Origin of the sequence: Pseudomonas sp. TNT2022 ID1044 (assembly GCF_028656895.1) — a bacterium.
Classification (GTDB): domain Bacteria; phylum Pseudomonadota; class Gammaproteobacteria; order Pseudomonadales; family Pseudomonadaceae; genus Aquipseudomonas; species Aquipseudomonas reinekei.
Genome location: NZ_JAMDHB010000025.1, coordinates 19909 through 38866 on the forward strand (window position 1 = coordinate 19909; position 18958 = coordinate 38866).

At 60.3% G+C, this 18958-nt stretch carries 18 protein-coding genes and 1 tRNA gene; 7 read left to right on the top strand and 12 right to left on the bottom strand.

Annotated features, from left to right (window positions below):
- Window positions 1-5: 5 nt before the first annotated feature.
- From M5G20_RS25350 to M5G20_RS25395, 10 genes are all read right to left on the bottom strand, one after another.
- Window positions 6-1484, bottom strand: coding sequence for a DUF3300 domain-containing protein (locus tag M5G20_RS25350; RefSeq protein WP_273921407.1), 1479 nt, complete (start codon window positions 1482-1484; stop codon window positions 6-8).
- A 328-nt stretch (window positions 1485-1812) separates the two neighbouring features.
- Window positions 1813-2310 (bottom strand): RES family NAD+ phosphorylase, encoded by a 498-nt coding sequence (locus M5G20_RS25355; RefSeq protein WP_273921408.1) that lies wholly within the window; start codon window positions 2308-2310, stop codon window positions 1813-1815.
- Complete coding sequence (parS, locus tag M5G20_RS25360) at window positions 2310-2885, bottom strand: type II RES/Xre toxin-antitoxin system antitoxin (protein ID WP_273921409.1); 576 nt, start codon at window positions 2883-2885, stop codon at window positions 2310-2312. Before parS ends, M5G20_RS25355 begins: the two co-directional genes overlap by 1 nt.
- Window positions 2886-3097: 212 nt before the next feature.
- Window positions 3098-3457 (bottom strand): DUF6124 family protein, encoded by a 360-nt coding sequence (locus M5G20_RS25365; RefSeq protein WP_273921410.1) that lies wholly within the window; start codon window positions 3455-3457, stop codon window positions 3098-3100.
- 477 nt (window positions 3458-3934) lie between these two features.
- Complete coding sequence (locus M5G20_RS25370) at window positions 3935-5674, bottom strand: dipeptidase (RefSeq protein WP_273921412.1); 1740 nt, start codon at window positions 5672-5674, stop codon at window positions 3935-3937.
- Between the two features lie 161 nt (window positions 5675-5835).
- Entirely contained in the window at window positions 5836-6135 is a 300-nt protein-coding gene (locus M5G20_RS25375) for a hypothetical protein (RefSeq protein ID WP_273921413.1), read from the bottom strand.
- Window positions 6136-6267: 132 nt separating this feature from the next.
- Complete coding sequence (locus M5G20_RS25380) at window positions 6268-7239, bottom strand: MBL fold metallo-hydrolase (protein ID WP_273921414.1); 972 nt, start codon at window positions 7237-7239, stop codon at window positions 6268-6270.
- 226 nt (window positions 7240-7465) lie between these two features.
- A complete protein-coding gene (locus M5G20_RS25385; RefSeq protein WP_273921416.1) occupies window positions 7466-8590 on the bottom strand; it encodes a sensor histidine kinase in 1125 nt (374 codons plus the stop codon).
- A 37-nt stretch (window positions 8591-8627) separates the two neighbouring features.
- A complete protein-coding gene (locus M5G20_RS25390) occupies window positions 8628-9446 on the bottom strand; it encodes an alpha/beta fold hydrolase (RefSeq protein WP_273921665.1) in 819 nt (272 codons plus the stop codon).
- Between the two features lie 378 nt (window positions 9447-9824).
- On the bottom strand, window positions 9825-11231 hold the full coding sequence (locus M5G20_RS25395) for an aldehyde dehydrogenase family protein (RefSeq protein WP_273921418.1): 1407 nt from the start codon (window positions 11229-11231) through the stop codon (window positions 9825-9827).
- Window positions 11232-11646: 415 nt separating this feature from the next.
- Between M5G20_RS25395 and M5G20_RS25400 the strand changes: the two genes are divergently transcribed.
- Both M5G20_RS25400 and M5G20_RS25405 read left to right on the top strand, forming a co-directional pair.
- Window positions 11647-11721 (top strand) — tRNA-Gln (locus tag M5G20_RS25400).
- Window positions 11722-11982: 261 nt separating this feature from the next.
- On the top strand, window positions 11983-13902 hold the full coding sequence (locus M5G20_RS25405; RefSeq protein WP_273921419.1) for a tyrosine-protein phosphatase: 1920 nt from the start codon (window positions 11983-11985) through the stop codon (window positions 13900-13902).
- Between the two features lie 50 nt (window positions 13903-13952).
- Here the strand turns inward: M5G20_RS25405 and M5G20_RS25410 are convergent, their stop codons facing one another.
- A complete protein-coding gene (locus M5G20_RS25410; RefSeq protein WP_273921420.1) occupies window positions 13953-14939 on the bottom strand; it encodes an AraC family transcriptional regulator in 987 nt (328 codons plus the stop codon).
- Window positions 14940-15059: 120 nt separating this feature from the next.
- Between M5G20_RS25410 and M5G20_RS25415 the strand changes: the two genes are divergently transcribed.
- Window positions 15060-15458, top strand: a complete 399-nt coding sequence (locus M5G20_RS25415; protein WP_273921421.1) for a GFA family protein — start codon at window positions 15060-15062, stop codon at window positions 15456-15458.
- 42 nt (window positions 15459-15500) lie between these two features.
- On the opposite strand, the gene M5G20_RS25420 is transcribed toward M5G20_RS25415, so the two are convergent.
- The gene (locus M5G20_RS25420) at window positions 15501-16568 is read right to left on the bottom strand and encodes an alpha/beta fold hydrolase (protein WP_273921422.1); all 1068 of its coding nucleotides are present in this window, start codon (window positions 16566-16568) and stop codon (window positions 15501-15503) included.
- Between the two features lie 324 nt (window positions 16569-16892).
- Between M5G20_RS25420 and M5G20_RS25425 the strand changes: the two genes are divergently transcribed.
- From M5G20_RS25425 to M5G20_RS25440, 4 genes are all read left to right on the top strand, one after another.
- Entirely contained in the window at window positions 16893-17819 is a 927-nt protein-coding gene (locus tag M5G20_RS25425) for a Gfo/Idh/MocA family protein (RefSeq protein WP_212627259.1), read from the top strand.
- A 26-nt stretch (window positions 17820-17845) separates the two neighbouring features.
- Window positions 17846-18022, top strand: coding sequence for a hypothetical protein (locus M5G20_RS25430; RefSeq protein ID WP_273921673.1), 177 nt, complete (start codon window positions 17846-17848; stop codon window positions 18020-18022).
- On the top strand, window positions 17940-18113 hold the full coding sequence (locus tag M5G20_RS25435) for a DUF2986 domain-containing protein (RefSeq protein WP_273921423.1): 174 nt from the start codon (window positions 17940-17942) through the stop codon (window positions 18111-18113). The genes M5G20_RS25430 and M5G20_RS25435 overlap by 83 nt, the downstream gene beginning before the upstream one ends.
- 85 nt (window positions 18114-18198) lie before the next feature.
- Window positions 18199-18894 (top strand): tRNA (adenine(22)-N(1))-methyltransferase, encoded by a 696-nt coding sequence (locus tag M5G20_RS25440; RefSeq protein ID WP_337994304.1) that lies wholly within the window; start codon window positions 18199-18201, stop codon window positions 18892-18894.
- Window positions 18895-18958: the final 64 nt, after the last annotated feature.

An 18958-nucleotide genomic window follows, 5' to 3' on the forward strand; every position in this document is an offset into this window, starting at 1 on the left:
GTTTTTCAACGTCGGCCCCCCCTTTGACGCGCTGGTGCGGATGGCCGACTGATCGGGTGGCCGGCGGATCGTGCGGCACTGGGGCGCATGGCGGATGCCTGGCTGGCCCGACCACGTGCAGCTTGTGCGTGGGTCTGCGACGGTGAGCGTGCGCCGGCGAATGCGTTGTTGCGGGCACTGCCAGCGCTGGCGGCCGGTCTTTTCTGGGACGTCTGGCGCACGTGTGAGCGGTCCTGCGTGCGTTGATTTACCTGCCCGGCCTCTCTTGCGGGCTGCTGATGCTCGCGGGTATTTCTGGCGGTGTTCTGGGCTCTATCAGACGTTCTCGGCCTGTCTGTCCCCGACTGCATCCGATTGCTGATCGTGTTTTCCGATTGGGCTCTGCGGGTCTGATCGCGGGCCTCGCGGTTGCTGGTGGCGGGGCGCTCGATACCGTGTTTGTCCATGGAGTTGCGGGCGTTTTCCCGAGCCTGGGCGCGTTGGGCATTGTCGCCTCGATAAGCGTCGCGCTGGTTGGCACCGGTCAATTGTCGGCCGTACTGTTCGCGGCTGCGGGTGTCACGGTAAGGCACGCCATCACGGTGAACAGCATTGTGTTGCCACTTGTTATTGGTGATCTGGTTGTTGCGATTGATGTTGTTGTAGCGATTGACGTCGATGTCGATGTCGTTGTTGTCCCAGTCGCAATCGCCCCACAACGACCCGATGATCGCCACACCGGTGCCGAACGCCAGTCCGGCCACCAATGCCGAACCGGGGTAATAGGCCGGTGGCGGTGGGTAGTACACGGGGGGCGACGCCGGATAGGCCCAAGTGCCGTAAGTAGTTGTCGGGTTATACGTGGGCACATACACAACCTGTGGATCGGCAGGCTGAATGATGATGGTGGAAGGGCTGCTGGCCGGTGCAGGGGCGGGCGCCGGAGTTGCGGGTGCCGGCGCTGCCTGAACCGTCACGTTCTGATATTGATTGCTCTGCAGATTGCCTGCCGCCTGGGCTTGACGACGCAGGCGTTGCACGCCGTCCATCAAGTCATCGGGCTGCGCCAGGAATGCATCACCCAGGCGCTGGACCCAGACGGGATCCTGTCCCAGCGTGGCCAGCACTTGCGGAAAAGCGACCAGCGCCTGCACGCTTGGGTCCCAGGTCTGATTCGCCACTTGTTTGACCGCATCATCGCCCTTGGCGTCCGGGTGCGCTTTGGACCACTTCACCGCCTCGGCGATTTCCCCGGGGTAGGTGGAAGCCATCAGCAATTGCGCCAGCAAAGGATCCGGATAAAGCGCAATAGGCGCCAACATTTGATCCAGTTGTTCCTGGGTGAACACCGCATCTTTGACGGGCGCCGGGGCAGGCGCAGGCGTCGGCAGGGCCTCGGCAGCGGTTACCGGGGCGGGTGCGGTGGTCTCCGGTGATTGCGCCAGGCTAGGCGTTCCGCTCAAAAGCAGTACTGCCGACATCGCGTAAAACAATGGAATACGCATTACTCCCTCCCTGGGGTCGGGCAGGCTCGAAATGAGTGGATCAACGTCCGGGAGGTCAGTGCCGACTGTGCAAGCCACAGGCCTCAGTTTATTGGCGTTCCTTAATCGTAGCAGCCAGCCAGAATTTGCCAGTGTTTAACGCAATAAGGGGCTGCGATTTTTCAGGGGGGAACTGGGGGGAGCAGGCGGACTTTCCACACCTGTGGGGCAAATACGGCCCTGCTGCAACTAGCGCTTTTGCCTCTGAAACAGGCTGCCGGCATCTGATGCAAAGTACACAGAGCGGCCGGCGCTCGACCGGGTGAAAGAGCTCTGCCCCAGGTCAGCTTCATGGCATAGGCGGATTAAGACGCCCATCAAGACCAAACGGCTCCTGTAGCACCACTTCGTACAGCCCATTAGCCATTTGCGGGTTCATCAGCAGATTCCAGCTATGCCGCGACACGCTTGAAGGCACCAAAACGAACGGATGGCGGCTCAGCAGCTCGGCACCGAACTGCTGCTGGCTGCTGCTCGGCGTCCCCGGTACCAGCCAGTTAGGGTTCGCAATACTGTCGGGCGCAACCACATAAACACGGGACCGATCCAGCACTCGCGCCTGCGTAAGTACATGGGGTTTGCAGTCCAACGCATCAAAACTTTTATGTACCGCTACCTCAAGGATCGCTGTAGACGCATCCAGGCTCGTATAAACCGTGGCCAAACCTCGAGGGTTCCAGCGCCCACCCACCTTTTCAGCACCTATACCCATGTTCCATGAGCCAGCATACTCAGCAGGGTCCAAGCGCCAGAAGTGAATTTCATTGCTCAACGGGTCCTTAGCCATCAATAGACCCCATACTCAATACGCGTCAGAAAGTCAGAGACCAACTCATACCCGACCGAGTTTGCAATAAGGTCGATAGGTACCTCACCATCCAGGCCCCGCGCAGGTTTAACCATCCATTGCTCGGCAAGTTCACGCGAGCCCAGCACCTGGGTGGCCTTTTCCAACATCTCTGCGTAATTGAGCGCTCTGGTGCTTTGCTCTGGGGTCAAGGCTTCATCGGGCGTTTTCAGGCGCCGGGCCAGCGTGCGATCAGACGCCCCCACAATTTTAGACAGCACGCCGTGTCGCTTATACGTCTCGCTGATTTCGATCATATTGAGTACCGACTGCAGCGGGAAACCGGTTTTGACGGCCCTATAAAGCTCCATACGGTCATCGCTTGCTTTTCCAGAGAGCAAAACCTTAACCAACTGAGACGCGCTATTTTTTCTCGTTTCCACCATCACCACCGCCCGTACGCCATCACTCAAGACGGCCGAACCCACAGCAGATTCGTAGGATTTGTGCTTTCTTTTTCGGGTGGGCTTTTCAACAGCGTCTTCCGCTACAACATCTTTTTCCTTGGCGCTCATGGCAACCTCCATCGCTTTGTCATATGGCATTAACTATAGTGCCAAATGGCAAGAAAGCCTAATGCAGCGACCTTTACCCGTCCGGCCATGGTCTTGGCGGATGAGATGCCCTTAAAAGCAGGTGGCGAATCGTAAAAACGGCCAAGTGGCGAGCGAGCGCTTTTTCGCTGGACCGCGCAGCGGCATCAAAATAACCGCTGCGCGATCTGCATTCACTCAGGCGGATCAATCTGATCCAGCACCCGGTTAGCCGTAATCTCCGCCAGCATCACACTGTTGGAAATCCCCAGCAGGGCATTGCGCGACCCACCATCCAAATGGTCCACCAACTGATGCACCATCACATCGACCGACGCTAGCGTCTCAACCAGGTAAACCACCAGGGTTTCGGTATCAGCCTCAGGGTCGACAGTGAATAGCGAACTGGGCGTGCGTGGGGTGGCCTTAATATCGGCAATCGAGGGGAGGTGGAAGTCGAGGGCGCGTTCGGCAGCTTCGTTGAGTTTTTTTGAATCGGGTTCGTATGGGAATGTCGGATCGACGTCCGGCGGGTTGGGTGTGACCTTGAACATAACTATCTCCGCTTCATGGTTGAAGCTTCCACGTTCGTTTCCAGACGAAGAGGTGGCAGCTGTACGCAGGCTGGAAACCCGGGGAAACGGCAACCCGGTAGACCCGAAGGTCTCCCGCGCACAGCCGCCATAACGGAGTGCACTCTTGAAGCCGTGCACGCATAGGTTATGAAGGGTGCGGTGGCACCATTTTCATTTCGGGGTTTCCAGTCCCGGTCGCTGAATTGGCAGCGACACGCGAACGATAGAATTCCTGCCCTAGTCGCACAAGCCGGCGGATTCTGGCGTAAGTGTAGGCAACGACGCAAGGAACTGTAGCTTTCACGAAGTATCTTCGCGGTCGTTTAAACGGACATGTTTGAGCAGTGCCAGTCGAGTGACGAACCGTGACCTGTGGGTGATGAAATCCGTGGGCAAAAAACTCACCCACACCAACCCATAACCCAAAAAAGGCGGGGACTTTCGTCCCCGCACGGATCAGAGCTTTGGCAACTGGCCGATGCGGCCCATCATTTCGGTGACGATCTGCAGGTCGAGCAGGAACTGCTCGGTGGTCTTGAACTCGTTGTCGTTGTGGCCGGTGTATTTCACGTCTGGCATCGCCAGGCCGAATTGCACGCCGTTGGGCAGTTCATGCACCGAGGTGGCGCCGGCGGAGGTGCCGAATTTGTGTTCCATGCCGAGGTTTTCGCTGGCCACGGCGAGCAGGGCCTTGACCCATTCACCCTCGGGGTTGCGGTACATTGGTTCGGCGATCGAGTAGTCGAAGTTCGGTGCGATCTTGCTTTTCTTGCTCCAGGCGTCGAGCTTGCCGGCGATTTCCGCTTTCAGCGCTTGCGGTGATTTGCCCTTCGGCACGCGCAGGTTGACCGCCAGTTTGAACGCTTTGTCATCCTCCCCGACATAGGTCAGGGAAGTGGTCAGCGGCCCCATGAATTCATCGGTAAAACCAACGCCCAATTTGCCACCCAGATAATCCAGGCCCCAATTGTCGGCCGCATAGCGGGCGGCATCAGTGATCTGGTTGTGCTTGAGCGCAACCTTGCCGTCCAGGCCATTGATGAAGTCGAGCATCCTGGCCACCGGGTTGACTCCAGATTCAGGCTCGGAGGAGTGCGCGGACACTCCGGTGACGGTCAACTTGACGTCCTTGCCGTCGACTTTGGCCGCGATTTCGAAGTTGCCACCATTGCGCTTGACGTAATCGGCCCCGGCCGTTTGCAGGCTGGCGGCCAGTTCGGCGGATTTGTCGGTCAGCAGCGTGGCGACCGATGTCGACGGAATCTGGTTGGTGGCCAGGCCGCCTGTCATCGAAATGATCTGCGCGCCTTTGCCCTGGGCTTCACGCTTGGCGAAGCTAGCCATGACCGTGCCGTAGCCTTTCTCGGCGATGACCACCGGATAGCCGCCATCCAGCGCCAGGTTGTAGTTGGGCGTAGGGTTGCGTTCGAAGTAGTAGGGGATGGCGTCGCCGGTGGTTTCTTCGGTGGTGTCGACCAGCAGCTTGAAGTTCCTTGCCAGCGGCAGTTTCTCTTCCTTGATGATTTTCATGGCGTACATCGCCACCACGATGCCGTTCTTGTCATCCTCGGTGCCGCGGCCATACATGCGGTCGCCGATCAGCGTGACCTTGAACGGATCGAGGCGGGTGCCGTCCTTCAGGACCCAGTTTTCCGGCGTGACCGGCACCACGTCGGCATGGGCGTGAATGCCCACGACTTCAGCGCCGCTGCCTTCGAGGGAGATTTCATAGACGCGGTTATCGATGTTGCGGAAGTTCAGGTTGAACGCCTGGGCGAGGCCTTTGATCTTCTCGGCGATCTTGATGAATTCAGGGTTGTCATGCTGTTCCACACCCTCGACGCGCACGGTCGGGATGGCCACCAGTTCCTTCAAGGTTTCGGTGGCGGCGCTGCCGTATTTCAGCCGCGCATACAGGCCTAGCAAACGATGGATTTCGTTCTGTTGCTCGGCGGTCAGCGTCTTGTTGTCGAGAAAGGCTTTGATAGCCGGCCAGAGGTCACCGGTTTTGGCAATATCGCTTTTGGCCAGGCTGCCAAGAAACTGCCTGAAGTCCTTGACCGAGGCATCGCCGAAGGTCTTGAGAATGATCGCGCTCTGTTGCGGTGTGATGTTGGCGTGGGCAGCGGTGGTGAACGTCGACAGGCTGGCGATCATCAGGGTGGTCGCGGCCAGGTGCTTGAGTGAAAAGTCCATTGCTGGGGGCATTCCTTTGCAGGCAGTTTGTGGGAAATATCTGATCGTTTAATCAGAAACATCTCCAAGCTAACACCACGAGTGTGTGAAACGGGAGCCCCGGAAGTGGGATGTGTCGCACAGAAATGCAAAAGCGGCGCAGAAACGAAAAATCCGCTTTTTCAATGCTTGCATTGCGCCAGCACCACTTGGCAGGTACTTGGCGTGCCGCCGGAACGGCCGGCATAGCGCGCGCAATTGCTCAGGGATTTCTGCCGCGCCATGGTCAGGGTGTCGCCCCAGGCCAGGCCACCTTCGCCGACCGTGGGAAGGGCTTTCGCATAGCAGGCTGAACCGATGTTTGAGGATGCATAGCGAGTCGTGGACGTTTTGCCCGAACATCCGGCGTTCAACACCAGGCTGATAGCGAGCAGGGCAGGGAGCGGCCATGACGAGCAGAGGTGCGTGTGTTGACTCGTCATTGCGTTTCCCCTGTAGAAGAGGCAGCAGGCGTGTTGAATCTGTACTAATCAGATTAGACGGGTTCAGGGCTTTCGTCCGGCCTCTACGCCCCACGCACGAGCGTTGCAGAGGCCGGACTCACCTGAAAACAGTCAGTAATCCCAGAAAGCCGCTACCCAGCGAAATGCGTTGCCATCGATGGCCACGCGGCCAACGGAAGGGAACGGCAGGTGCGTGGCGACAAACAGCTCACCGCTGGCTGCGGCTTCTTGCATCAGCCGGACCCGAACGCGTTCCGATTCCTCGGGGTCGTGTTCAAAACCGTTGTGCCAGTCGGGGTGTTCGAAGGCCACCGGGAACAGGGCGTCACCTGCAAAGGTCAAGCGTTCGCCGCCGGAGTTCACGTAGACCACGCAGTGCCCAGGGGTGTGGCCACCGGTGACTTTGGCGACCACGCCCGGTGCCACTTCATACTCGTCATCGAAGGTCCGCACGTTGCTGCGGTAGTCGTTGATGAACTGTTTGGCGGTTGCCCGCAGGACGTCCGGCACCGGCTCGGGCATGACGGTGTGGGTGAAATCGGGCGACTCCCAGAACGCGACCTCGGTCGCTGAAACGTGGATGCGCACGTCCGGCCGCAACTTGTTTTTCACTTCGTCGACCAGCAGCCCGCCGACATGGTCCATGTGCATGTGGGTGATCACCACATCGGTCACGGCACCCAAATCGATACCGGCAGCCTGCAGGCGCTTGGGAAACTGTCCGGCCCTCGGGAAACCGGGGAATTGCCCGCCCAGCCCGGCGTCGACGAGAATGATTTGCTCGCCGCTGCGTATCACCAGGACGTTCAGCGCCCAATCGAAGGCGTCCGGCCCCAGGAACATGTCCTTGAACCAGGCCGCACGGGCGGCCGGGTCGGCGTTGGTGGACATGGTCGAGGTTGGCAGAGGCAGCACACCGTCGCTGATCACCAGCACGTCAATCTCGCCGACCCGCACGGCATAGCGCGAAGGAACCAACTCCTCGAACCCCGATCCACCGGCGAGTGTTGTTGCCGCCTGCTGACCGTTGCCTTTCGGATGTGCTCCAGCCTGTTGGTTGGGGTGGTCCAGATGCGTTGTCATGCTCATTCTCCGTTTGCCTGGGTCAAAAGTCGTTGGCGAAAGCGGCTGTTTCGCTGCGAGAGCGACCGATCGCCTGGAGAAAGAGTGTGCATCCCGAAGTACCGCGTTCGATACCATACGCAGGTATAGAACCCTCAGGCTTTAGCGTGATCGTTTCCCACCAAATGGTGGTTGCGTTGTGCGGCGTAACGCCGGTGGGCAGCGTCATGCAGGACAGATCGTGACGCTATTTCGAGGGTTGGCCATTCGCTGTCGAAAGCGGGAGGGAGAACGAGAAGGTCGCGCCCTGGTCGGGTTGACTGTCTGCCTGGATGGATCCGCCATGCAACTCGATGATCGAGCGGCAAATGGATAACCCGATGCCCATGCCGTCTTCCTTGGTGGTGAAAAACGCATCGAACAGCAACGCAAGGTGCGGTTGGTCAATCCCCGGGCCGTTATCGTGCACTTGCACCACTGCACGATCCTCCTGCGAATAAACGCCTACATGCAGCTCACCCGGCGAGTCTCGGTGGCCGCTCATGGCGTGCAGGCTGTTGATGATGAGGTTTATCACCACCTGCTGGAGCTGGATGCGATCGCCGGACACCTTGGGTGAATGGCGCGCGAACGTGCACAACAATCGCACCTGATGACTCTGGATTTCCCGTTCAAGCAGGGCGAGTGAGTCCGCCACTACGGATTGCAGATCCAGTTCTTCGTAGTGCGAATCTCTTTTGCGCGTCAGGTCGCGAATGCGCTTTATTACCTCGGCCGCACGACGCGCGTTGCTGGCTGCCCTGGCGATGGCAGCGCCGGCTTCCTTGAGATCGGGAACCGGTCGGTCAAGCCAGCGTTGGGCCGCTTCGGCACTGGAGGTGATGGCTGCCAAGGGCTGATTCACTTCGTGGGCGATGGACGCAGACAGTTCGCCCATCGTGGTATTGCGGCTGATGTGGGCGAGTTCGATTTGCGCGCGATGCAACTGCGCTTCCACATCATGGGTATGGGCCAGCAAGCTGAATTGCTTTTGCAGTTCATCGCTGGTGCGCCGATTTTTCAAAGCCAGCCAGGTGGCAATGCCGATGGCCGTCAGGCTGACGAGGCAGCGCGCCAGTGCGGCGCTGAACGGATGCTCGTGATGGGAAACAAAGAACCCGGCAGCCGTCAGCACCGCGCAGGTCAGTGCCACCCGGCGCAGCCCGCGAATCGAGCAGGTGTCCATGGCCATCATGATGACCAGGACGTACAGCACCGCCACTGCGACGTTGAGTTCCGTGAGGGTATCGACGAAAAAAATCGCGGATGTGGTTGCCCAAAGCGCCAGGCACTTTGCTCTGGCGCGGGGGAAGCCGGACATGACGTTCAGCATGATCCGGCTCTTGCGGTGCTGCCGCCGCCCAAGGGCATCAAGCCTTGATGAACGCCAGGAGGTCTGCGTTGATCACGTCGCCATGGGTCGTGCACATGCCGTGGGGCTGACCCGGGTAGGTTTTCAACGTGCCGTGTCGCAGCAGTTTGATCGACAGTTGCGCCGAGTCGGCGATCGGTACGATCTGGTCGTCTTCACCGTGCAGCACCAGGGTCGGCACTTCGATGTTTTTCAAGTCATCGGTGAAGTCGGTTTCCGAGAAGGCTTTGATGCAGTCGTACTGCGCCTTGATCCCGCCGTTCATGCCCTGGCGCCACCAGTTGTCGATGATCGCTTCGGAGACTTTCGCGCCGGGGCGATTGAAGCCGTAGAACGGCCCGCTTGGGAACTCGCGATAAAACTGAGTGCGGTTCTCCGCCACGGCTTTGCGCAAGCCGTCGAAGACGTCCATTGGAATGCCGCCCGGATTGTTTGCGGTACGCAGCATGATCGGCGGCACAGCACCGATCAGTACCGCTTTGGCCACGCGACCGCGACCGTGTCGCGCCACATAACGGGCCACTTCACCGCCACCGGTTGAGTGACCGATGTGCACGGCATTCCTGATATTCAGGTGCGCCATCAGTTCGGCGACGTCGGCGGCGTAGGTGTCCATGTCGTTGCCGACAGCGGTCTGGGAGGAGCGGCCATGACCACGGCGATCGTGGGCGATGACGCGAAAACCCTTGCTGAGGAAGAACAGCATTTGCGCATCCCAGTCGTCACTGGACAGTGGCCAGCCGTGGTGGAATACGATCGGCTGACCGCTGCCCCAGTCCTTGTAGAAAATCTGCGTGCCGTCCTTGACGGTGATCATCCCCGAGCCACTGGCACTGCCGTCGCTTTTGCCGCCCGCAGCGGCGGTGGTCGATGCCGATGTCTGCTGCGCCGCCAGCGCAGGCAATGTCACCGCCAGGGCTGCAGCCATGGCTCCGGTGGTGATCAAACCACGGCGTGTGGTTCCGTTTGTCTCGTCAGTCATGTTCATCACTCATGTGAGTTCTAGAGGGAGCGCCGGCCCGGCCCGGGGACGTTTCCCCGGATGTGGAAAATTTATGGGCAAAGCAGGGCACTGACCACCAGACATGGGTGTTTGAAACTAACGCTTTGGTATGTAGCGGTGCCGGTGACTCAGGCCGGCAGCGCGATCAATCGGTTTCCTTGAAGGGCAGGTGGAAGTCGAACAGCATGCCGTTCAGCCACGTACTGCTCGCGAACGCCAGACCATCATTTTCTCGACCTGCATCTCTTTCATGGTGTGAGGAATACCGCCCACCCCATGGCCGGACAGGCGTGCACCGGCGAATGGCATCCAGTCGACGCGGAACAGGGTGTTCTCGTTGACCATCACGGCCGTGGCGTCGAGGTCCTGATAGCACTGCATGGCGGTGTCCAGGTCCCGGGTGAACACCGCGGCCTGGAAGGCATAGGGCAGGGCGTTGGCCAGTCGGATCGCTTCTACCAGGTCGTCGTAGGCATACACCGCCACCACCGGGCCAAAGACTTCTTTTTGCATCACGTTGGAATCGATGGGCGGGTTGAGCAGCACAGTGGGCGCATAGCAGTTGTTGCCCAGTGCGCGGCCACCGGCAATCAAGCGGGCGCCACCGGCAACGGCGTCGTTCACCCATTGGCCCACACGCATGACTTCACGTTCGGCGATCAGCGGGCCGACATCGGTCGCCATCTCGGTCGGGTCACCCACCAACATCGCGTCGGCCGATTGGCCCAGTCGCTCGGCGACCTGCTCGGCGATGCTGCGATGGCAGAAAATCCGCTGCACGCTGACGCACGCCTGGCCGGCGTGCCAGAACCCGCCACGGGCGATACGCGGCAGGGCGTCGTCGAGGTCGGCATCGGCCGCGAGGATCACGGGCGCCACGCCGCCGTGCTCCAGCGCGCAGCGGGTTCCCGGGGCGAGGGTCGAGCGCAGCATCCAGCCCACCGCCGCCGAGCCGATGAAGCTGAAGAAACCCACCCGTGGGTCGGACACCAGTTTGCCGGTGACCGCGTTGTCGGTCGGTAGCACCATTTGCGCCCAACCTTGGGGCAGGCCGGCCTCGGCGAGAATATCGAGCAAGGTCTGGCAGCTCAGCGGCGTGTTGGCCGCCGGCTTGACCACCACGGGCGCACTGACCGCAATGGCCGGTACCACTTGATGCACGATCAGGTTGAACGGGTGGTTGAATGCCGAGACGGCCGCGACCACGCCGAGCGGTTCGTATTGGGTGAAGGCCACCCGGTTGGCCGAAGTGGCGTTCAATCCCATCGGGATCACGTGGCCGCCTTCGGTGCGCAGCACTTCGATGCAATTGAGGATGCCGTCGATACCACGCTCGACTTCGGTGATCGAATCCTTCAACGGCTTGCCGCCTTCGCTGGCCGCCTGGGTAGCAATCGCCACCTTGCGCGCACCGATCAATTCGGCGGCGCGCTGCAGGATTTCAATCCGCCGAGGCTTGGACAACCACTGGCTGCGGTCGCGGAAGATGCCATGGGCAATACTCAGCGCCTGCTCGACATCAGCCTCGGTGGAAACCGCCACGTGACCGACGACAGCGCCATCGAAAGGGGAGTGCACAGCCAGGGATTGTTCAGACATGGGAGCTACCTCGAGTCGTACGAAAAATGGCGATTCAGGCCGGTGTGCCTGTCAAACCTGGGCCCAAGGTAATAGTCAGTGGTCTTTTGCAAAACTGAATAATTAAGAAGCTTTCGTTCAGTTTTAGAGAATGCCTGGAAGCCTGGACGGTTGGCGCTCTCGAGTCGTACCTGTTGGCGGCTGAAGCGTGACGACGTCTGAATATTGGCCAGAACGCAGGTGCTGCCTCGCCGCAAAGGTATTTGCGCCATGCGAGGCATCACTAACTGGCTGTTTTAATTCAAATAAATTTCGGTATGGGGCTTCCCAGGCGTCACGAAAGTTGTTAAATTTCGCGCACTTTCGCAGGGGCCCTCCCAGGGCTTGCAAGCTGCGAAGTCAGAAATGAGTGCCAGGCACTCACAGCAATATCTACAGGGGCGTCGCCAAGCGGTAAGGCAGCAGGTTTTGATCCTGCCATGCGTTGGTTCGAATCCAGCCGCCCCTGCCATTTTCTTATCATCATCCAGATTTCAATCACTCGGCAGGTAACATGCGAGTCCTGGACGATTGTCTTTAAAACGGTTTCAAACCGATCTCAGTGTGATGGTCAGTCAAGGCTGACGGTCTGCGTTCGTGGCTCGCACAGAGGACAGAACACGCACCAGGCGGACCAATCGCGCAGGGATTCTCCAAGCCCGCCAATTTGTCATATTCAGTCTCTCTTCGGCACAGATAGTAGCCAGCCCAACGCATTGAATGAGGCTGCATCGTGTTTCAACGTCTTTTGTGTTCGCTGTCGGTTTTAAGCCTTTCCATCGCGGCCGCCCAGGCTGCCGAAACCTACGAGCTCGATACTCCGCGCCTGAAGGGCATCGACAACTTCCGTGACATTGCCGGCACCACCCGTGCTTATTCCACGGCCAACGACGGCACCCTGCGCTCCGGCGTGTTCTATCGCTCCAATGCGCTGACGCCTTCCGGGGCCGACCTGGCGACCCTGAACAGCCTGGGCATCAAGGCGATCTACGACCTGCGAACCCCCAGCGAAATCGCCGCCACGCCCGACACGCTGATCGCGGGCGCAACCTACAGCAACATCGACATCATCGGAGCCACCACCTCCGGCTCGAACATCACCAGCATTTCGTTTCACAGCGCCGCTGAAGCGGTAGCCATGATGCAGGAAACCAACCGCGCTTTTGTCAGCGACGCGGGGATGCGCAGTCAGTTCAACCAACTGTTCAATGAACTTGCCGGCGTTGACGGCGCCGCGCTGTTCCATTGCACCGCCGGCAAGGACCGCACGGGCTGGACGGCCGCAGTGTTGCTGAGCATCGCCGGGGTCGACAGCTCGACCATCATGAGCAATTACCTGGCGTCCAACGACTACACCGCCGCGCGTGTGGCGGCCACCCTGGCGGCGATGCCTGCGAGTATGGCGGCCATTTATGCGCCGCTGCTCGGCGTCGAGGCCAGTTACCTGCAAGCGGGCCTGGATCAGGTGACCGCGCAGTACGGCAGCATGGACAACTACCTCAAGCAAGGTTTGGGCTTGTCCCAGGAAACCATTTATGTGCTTCGCGGCAAGATGGTTTATTACAACAGTCTGCCGGGTCAGGCGGGCCTGCTGGGCAACGATGCCGCCGGTGCGCAGCTGTTGCAGCAACTGCAGAACAGCAACCTGTTGGGCACCTACAGCGCTTACAACTATTACCTGCAATCGGCCATTGATGCCGGCGATCTAGCGGGCGTGCAATCGACCGTCGGCGGCCAGGTACACGCCGACGCCGCCAGCTACTTGCTGCGCCAGGGCGCGATGATCGAACAAGCCGCCGCACCGTTCACCAGCGGCACCGACCTCAAGGCGGGTCAGTACCGTTTGTGGAGCACGGGGCTGGCGGGTTACCTGGGCACCGATGGTTCTTCCCAGGCCCAGAGCAGCAACGAACACAGCCAGGGCTTGATGGTCGGCCTGACCCAGCGTTTCTCCGATCAGCTCAGCGCTCACGCCGGCTTCGGCTACAGCCGGGGCAGTGTCGGCGGCGCGGGTGGCGAGGCCGATACCGACCTGACATTTTTCAACGCGGGTGCGCGCTTCGCGCCGGACGGTCTGGAACGCGGGCTGTTTGTGGATGCGCACGCCAGCGCCGGCTGGCTTGATTACGACAGCAAACGCGAGCTCGGTGGCGGCCTGGGCACGGCCAAGGGCGACAGCCATGGCAACCTCACCGGTGCAACGCTGGCGCTTGGGTATCGTTTGCCGCTCAGCAGCGTGACACTGGAACCGAGCCTGGGCATGCGCGTCAGTCATCTGGACCTGTCGGGCTTCCAGGAAAAAGGCAGCGAGCTGGCCCTCGACGTCGATGGCATTCAGGAAACCCGACGCAGTGCCGTGGCCAATCTGAACGCGACCTTTGCACCGGTGAGTGTAGGCGCCTGGCAGTGGGTGCCGGGCCTGCAGGTCGGTTACGAACGTGTGCTTGGCGATCACCAGGTCGACAGTCAAGGCCACCTGTTGGGGCTGGATATCGAGCAGCGCGCGGCCTTCGACAATCGCGACCAGTTCACCGGCGGCGTCAACCTCATGGCCAACTTGGGAGCACTGAGCGTAGGGGCCGAAGTCGGTGCCAGCGGCGGCGGCGACAGCCACGGTTTCAGTGGCGGACTCAAGGCCAGCTATCTGTTCTGATGGCTGGCCGTTGACCCGGGCCGCGATGGTCGCGGCGGCTTGGGTCAACGCTACAGGCAGCGAAGTCGCAAACCCTTTCTGACCTCGGCAGGACTGACGCCGTAAGCCGACTGGAAGTACTGGCAAAACCTGCCGACGTTGCTGAATCCGTACTGCAACGCCACTTCGGTCACGGAAGGCGAGGCGCCTTGGGTGAGCACATCGTATGCGCGCTCAAGGCGCACCTGCCGCTGATAGGCAACGATCGAGGTGCCGACGAAATGTCGAAAACCGTCCTGCAATGCGCGCAGGCTGACGTTGGTCATGCGAGCCAGTTCAGTTCCGCTGACCAGGCTGTCGGGATGATCCTGAATGTATTCCACCGCCAGCTTTACATGTCGCGGCGCAATCAGCGGAGCAGGGCGCTGGAGGGCTTCGGTAAAGTTGTGCGGCCAGGCCTCCAGTACAGCATCAATCAGCATTTCCCGTAGACGCGAAGGCATCAGCGAACCGGTATTCATCAGCAGGTCGAACTCGGCGCCCGTGGCCAGTTCCACCAATGCCCTGATGCTCTGGAACGCCGAAGCATGCAGATCCACCACGGGTTCGAACAGCACTTTTTTCACGATCGGCTTGCCCAGCAGCGTCGACAGGCGCTCGGTCAACAGCGAACGACTGATCGAAACGCCGTGCTGCGCATGATTGTCGATGAAGCGCACCGAGCGCACGTCGGCCTTATCGATGGCCAGGCCAACGTGGGTCAGGCCAACAGACTCGGTGGCATGATTGAAAATGATTTTGCCGGCGGTAGGGATGACGAAAGTGATCTCGTCGAGGGGGGCGGGAAAGGCCACCGAGAAGTCGCCACGATAATGCATGCGGCGGAAACTGACCCCGTCGTGCCTGCCGTAGACACCGCCGATGATGATGTTTTTTGGTAGCGGCGCAGAATCGGAATAGAGATTGCCGAACATTTTCGAGAACAACGCGCCGAAGTCGTCGCAGCGCAGGTCACTGGATCTGAGGATGATCTGTTTGCGGGTCGAACTTGAATACACCTGGACTGTCACCTTGAGGAAGGGGATGGCCCCCGACTCAGGGACGCGCCGGGACGTTAGCAGGCGTCAATGACAGGTTCGTGACGAGCGTTCGAGGCTTTATTTCAGAGGAGACGCAACATGGAGCGATTCACGGGCGGTTGCCTTTGCGGCAACGTACGGATTGTGGCGTCGGGGCGCCCCTACCGGGTGGGCGTTTGTCATTGCCTTGACTGCCGCAAGCACAGCGGTGCGCTGTTTCAGGCGTCGGCGATTTTTCCCGAGGATGCGGTGACTGTCGAAGGTGAGACCCGCGACTACGCCGGGCGGCATTTCTGTCCGCGGTGTGGCTCGTCCGTGTTCGGACGCAGCGCCGATGAGATCGAAGTCAGCCTCGGTGCCCTCGATGCTCCCGATCAATTGACGCCCACCTACGAACTCTGGACCCTTCGGCGCGAGTCCTGGTTGCCGGCGTTCCAGCCTATGCGGCGATATGAGCGTGATCGTGACAGCACGGGGCGTATGGAAGATCAACCGTGAAAACGCGCAGAGGTCTGGACCTCTGCGCGTTCTAGATCGACCTTAGAGGTGATCCGCGTCAATCACCGCCTTGGCGAACGCCTTTGGATCTTCCTGCGGCAGGTTGTGGCCGATGCCGCCAGTGATCAGGCGGAACTCGTACTTGCCGGTAAAGCGCTTGGCGTAATCCTTAGGGTCAGGGTGCGGTGCGCCATTGGCGTCGCCTTCAAGGGTGATGGTCGGGACGCTGATGGACGGCGCGGTGGCGAGTTTCTGCTCCAGCGCGTCGTATCGGCTTTCACCTTGTTCCAGGCCCAGACGCCAGCGGTAGTTGTACACGGTGATGTCAACATGGTCCGGGTTCTCCAGCGCCTTGGCACTGCGGTCGAAGGTCGCGTCGTCGAACGCCCATTTCGGCGAAGCCAGTTGCCAGATCAACTTGGCGAAATCGTGGGTGTTTTTCTCGTAACCCGCGCGGCCACGGTCCGTGGCGAAGTAAAACTGATACCACCATTGCAGTTCAGCCTTGGGCGGCAACGGGTTCTTGCCGGCCGCCTGATTACCGATCAGGTAGCCGCTGACCGAAACCAGCGCCTTGACCCGCTCTGGCCACAGCGCCGCGACGATATCGGCTGAACGTGCGCCCCAATCGTAGCCGCCGAGCACGGCTTGCTTGATGTGCAGCGCATCCATAAAGTCGATGACATCACTGGCGAGAGCGGCGGGCTGACCATTGCGCAGGGTTTTTTCAGACAGGAAATGCGTATCGCCGTAACCACGGGCATACGGCATCAGCACACGATAGCCCTTGGCTGCGAGCAGTGGTGCGACGTCGTTATAGCTGTGAATGTCGTAGGGCCAGCCGTGCAGAAGAATGACCACTGGCCCGTCGGCCGGACCGGTTTCGGCGTACGCCACGCTCAGAAGGCCGGCGTTGACATGCTTGAGCGGGCCGAACGGAGAGGGGGCCGAATAACGGGTGCCGGCAGTGGCCGCGGCGGGTTGTCCGGCGGCGGCCGTTTGCGCCTGGGTCACGCCGAAAGCGCCGAGCAGGGTAAATGCGAGGATCGACGAACCCACCAGTCGGCGGCGGGTTTTGCCTTTGGTGTTGTTCTGCACTGCCATCTTCATGGTGATGTCTCCGTTGCAAGCCATTGGCCAGGGGTCTGGCTGAGCCCCTTCAAACCTTGCATGCATTTGAATGCGGAGACGTATCTGGCCTGTGTCGAATCACCGGCCAGGTGCAAGCCCGTGTATCGAGACCGTATTGAGATACACAGTGATACAGAGCGACCCGGTTCGCCACCCTGGTTTGAGCCGTTGCGCGGCATGCAACAGGCCTTCGAGGACAGGCCGCTTTCATCCGCGAGCACGCCATCAATGACTTCCTCGCGATTCAAACGTAATCTCGCCAGTTCGCTGATCAAAACAAAACGAACAAATCAGGAGTCATTGATGCAACCGATCCGTCTCGGTCTGGTGGGCTACGGCAAGATTGCTCAGGATCAACACGTTCCCGCTATCCTCGCCAACCCGGCGTTCCAGTTGGTGGCTGTCGCGACGCAAGGGCAGCCCTGCGCCGGCGTAGAGAATTTCCACTCCCTTGGCGAGCTGCTGGAAAACGGCCCGCAGGTCGATGCGATAGCGTTTTGCACGCCGCCGCAAGGGCGATTTGCGCTGGTGCAGCAAGCGCTGGCCGCGGGCAAACATGTGCTGGTGGAAAAGCCGCCGTGTGCCACGCTCGGCGAAGCCATGGCGCTGGTTAATCAGACCGCCGAGCAAGGCGTCAGCGGTCTGTTCGCCTGGCATTCACGCTACGCGCCAGGCATCGAAGCTGCCCGTGACTGGCTGGCCAGCCGCACCCTGCAAAGCGTGCAGATCGACTGGAAGGAAGACGTGCGCAAGTGGCACCCCGGCCAGGCCTGGATCTGGCAACCCGGTGGCCTGGGCGTTTTCGATCCGGGTATCAACGCCTTGTCGATTGTCACCCATCTGCTGGCGCTGCCGTTGTTTGTCGAGTCCGCTGAGCTGCGCGTCCCTGACAACTGCCAGTCGCCGATTGCCGCTTCGATCAAAATGTCTGACGCACGCCACCTCGATGTCCGCGCGGAATTCGATTTCGATCACGGTCATGACGAACTCTGGAGCATCGAGGTTCGCTGCACCGAAGGCGTCCTGCGACTGGACAACGGCGGCGCGCTGCTGAGCATTGACGGCGTGCGCCAGACCGTATCGGAGGAGGGCGAGTACGCGGCGGTGTATCGACACTTCCAACAGCTGATCGGCGACAAAGCCAGTGACCTGGACCTCCAGCCACTGCGCCTGGTTGCCGACAGCTTTTTTGTCGGCAGCCGGACCTTGGTCGAACCGTTCTACGATTAATGGCCGCTTGGGCAGGGCAGACGCACATGAGCCTGAAAATGGCTCACTGGGTTTCCCTGCCGTGCAGCGCGTTTGCTAAAGTGGCGCTCAAGTTGCCCAAGGATCGCCGAGTAGAAAAATATGAATCGCCAAAAGAAGTTACAGCAGCTGTTCAAGGAAAAGGCCAAAAAGGCCAGCGCCAAACTGGCGCCGAAAAAGCCTAAATACATCAGTAAGGCGGACCGGTTGAAGCTGGCGGAAGAAAGCGCTCAAGAATCGACGGTGCCGAGCACAGCCGGGGTTCCGGTCGCATAAATTTGAAATGTGCGGCATAGCTCGACAGAATCGCCTCCCGATCCGGACTCAGGTGCCGGACGTTTGAAGCGAACAGGGGCTGCTTTTGAACGAACAGACATTGTCCATGCGCCTGGAGCGCGTGGCGGCGCAGGTGCCAGCAGGTTCGCGACTGGCCGACATCGGCTCGGATCACGGCTACCTGCCGGTCGCGCTGCTGAGGCGTGGCGTCATCGCGGCGGCGGTGGCGGGCGAGGTGGCCTTGACGCCGTTCCACGCGGCCAGGCGCACCGTGCGTGAGAACGCTCTGGACTTGCAGATCACTGTGCGTCTGGCCGATGGCCTGGCGGCAATCGAGCCGGCAGACGACATCACCGCGATCAGCATCTGCGGCATGGGCGGCGAGACGATCCGCGACATTCTCGACGCCGGCAAGGCACGCCTGAACGGGCAGGAGCGACTGATCCTGCAGCCCAACGGCGGCGAGCAGCCATTGCGCCAATGGCTGATGGACAATGGCTACCGCATCATGTTCGAGCAAGTGCTGCGAGAAAACCGCTTCGACTACGAAATCATCGTCGCCGAACGCGCCGGGCCGGTGCGGTATAGCGCCCAGGAGCTGTACTTCGGCCCGTTGCAAATGCAGGAACGCAGCCCGGCGTTCCTGAGCAAGTGGCAGCGCCTGCTGCGACTTAAGCACAAGACACTCAGCAACGTTGCCAAGGCGCGACAGGCTTTACCTGAGGACAAGGTCCAGGACGTCGCCCGACAGGCCCGATGGATTGCCGAATTATTGGCTTAGCTACCACTGCGCAATAGCGGGGTTCCGCGGCAGTGGGTGGGGCGGTAAGGTTCGCGTTTTCGTC

Excerpts from the sequence above, each read along its gene's own strand:
- M5G20_RS25380 (WP_273921414.1), bottom strand. The coding sequence starts at position 7,239 with ATGACAACGCATCTGGACCACCCCAACCAACAGGCTGGAGCACATCCG.
- M5G20_RS25395 (WP_273921418.1), bottom strand. The coding sequence starts at position 11,231 with ATGTCTGAACAATCCCTGGCTGTGCACTCCCCTTTCGATGGCGCTGTC.
- M5G20_RS25415 (WP_273921421.1), top strand. The coding sequence starts at position 15,060 with ATGGAGCGATTCACGGGCGGTTGCCTTTGCGGCAACGTACGGATTGTG.
- M5G20_RS25365 (WP_273921410.1), bottom strand. The coding sequence starts at position 3,457 with ATGTTCAAGGTCACACCCAACCCGCCGGACGTCGATCCGACATTCCCA.
- M5G20_RS25435 (WP_273921423.1), top strand. The coding sequence starts at position 17,940 with ATGAATCGCCAAAAGAAGTTACAGCAGCTGTTCAAGGAAAAGGCCAAA.
- M5G20_RS25355 (WP_273921408.1), bottom strand. The coding sequence starts at position 2,310 with ATGGCTAAGGACCCGTTGAGCAATGAAATTCACTTCTGGCGCTTGGAC.
- parS (WP_273921409.1), bottom strand. The coding sequence starts at position 2,885 with ATGAGCGCCAAGGAAAAAGATGTTGTAGCGGAAGACGCTGTTGAAAAG.
- M5G20_RS25370 (WP_273921412.1), bottom strand. The coding sequence starts at position 5,674 with ATGGACTTTTCACTCAAGCACCTGGCCGCGACCACCCTGATGATCGCC.
- M5G20_RS25375 (WP_273921413.1), bottom strand. The coding sequence starts at position 6,135 with ATGACGAGTCAACACACGCACCTCTGCTCGTCATGGCCGCTCCCTGCC.
- M5G20_RS25390 (WP_273921665.1), bottom strand. The coding sequence starts at position 9,446 with ATGATCACCGTCAAGGACGGCACGCAGATTTTCTACAAGGACTGGGGC.
- M5G20_RS25350 (WP_273921407.1), bottom strand. The coding sequence starts at position 1,484 with ATGCGTATTCCATTGTTTTACGCGATGTCGGCAGTACTGCTTTTGAGC.
- M5G20_RS25420 (WP_273921422.1), bottom strand. The coding sequence starts at position 16,568 with ATGAAGATGGCAGTGCAGAACAACACCAAAGGCAAAACCCGCCGCCGA.
- M5G20_RS25425 (WP_212627259.1), top strand. The coding sequence starts at position 16,893 with ATGCAACCGATCCGTCTCGGTCTGGTGGGCTACGGCAAGATTGCTCAG.
- M5G20_RS25385 (WP_273921416.1), bottom strand. The coding sequence starts at position 8,590 with ATGCTGAACGTCATGTCCGGCTTCCCCCGCGCCAGAGCAAAGTGCCTG.
- M5G20_RS25430 (WP_273921673.1), top strand. The coding sequence starts at position 17,846 with ATGAGCCTGAAAATGGCTCACTGGGTTTCCCTGCCGTGCAGCGCGTTT.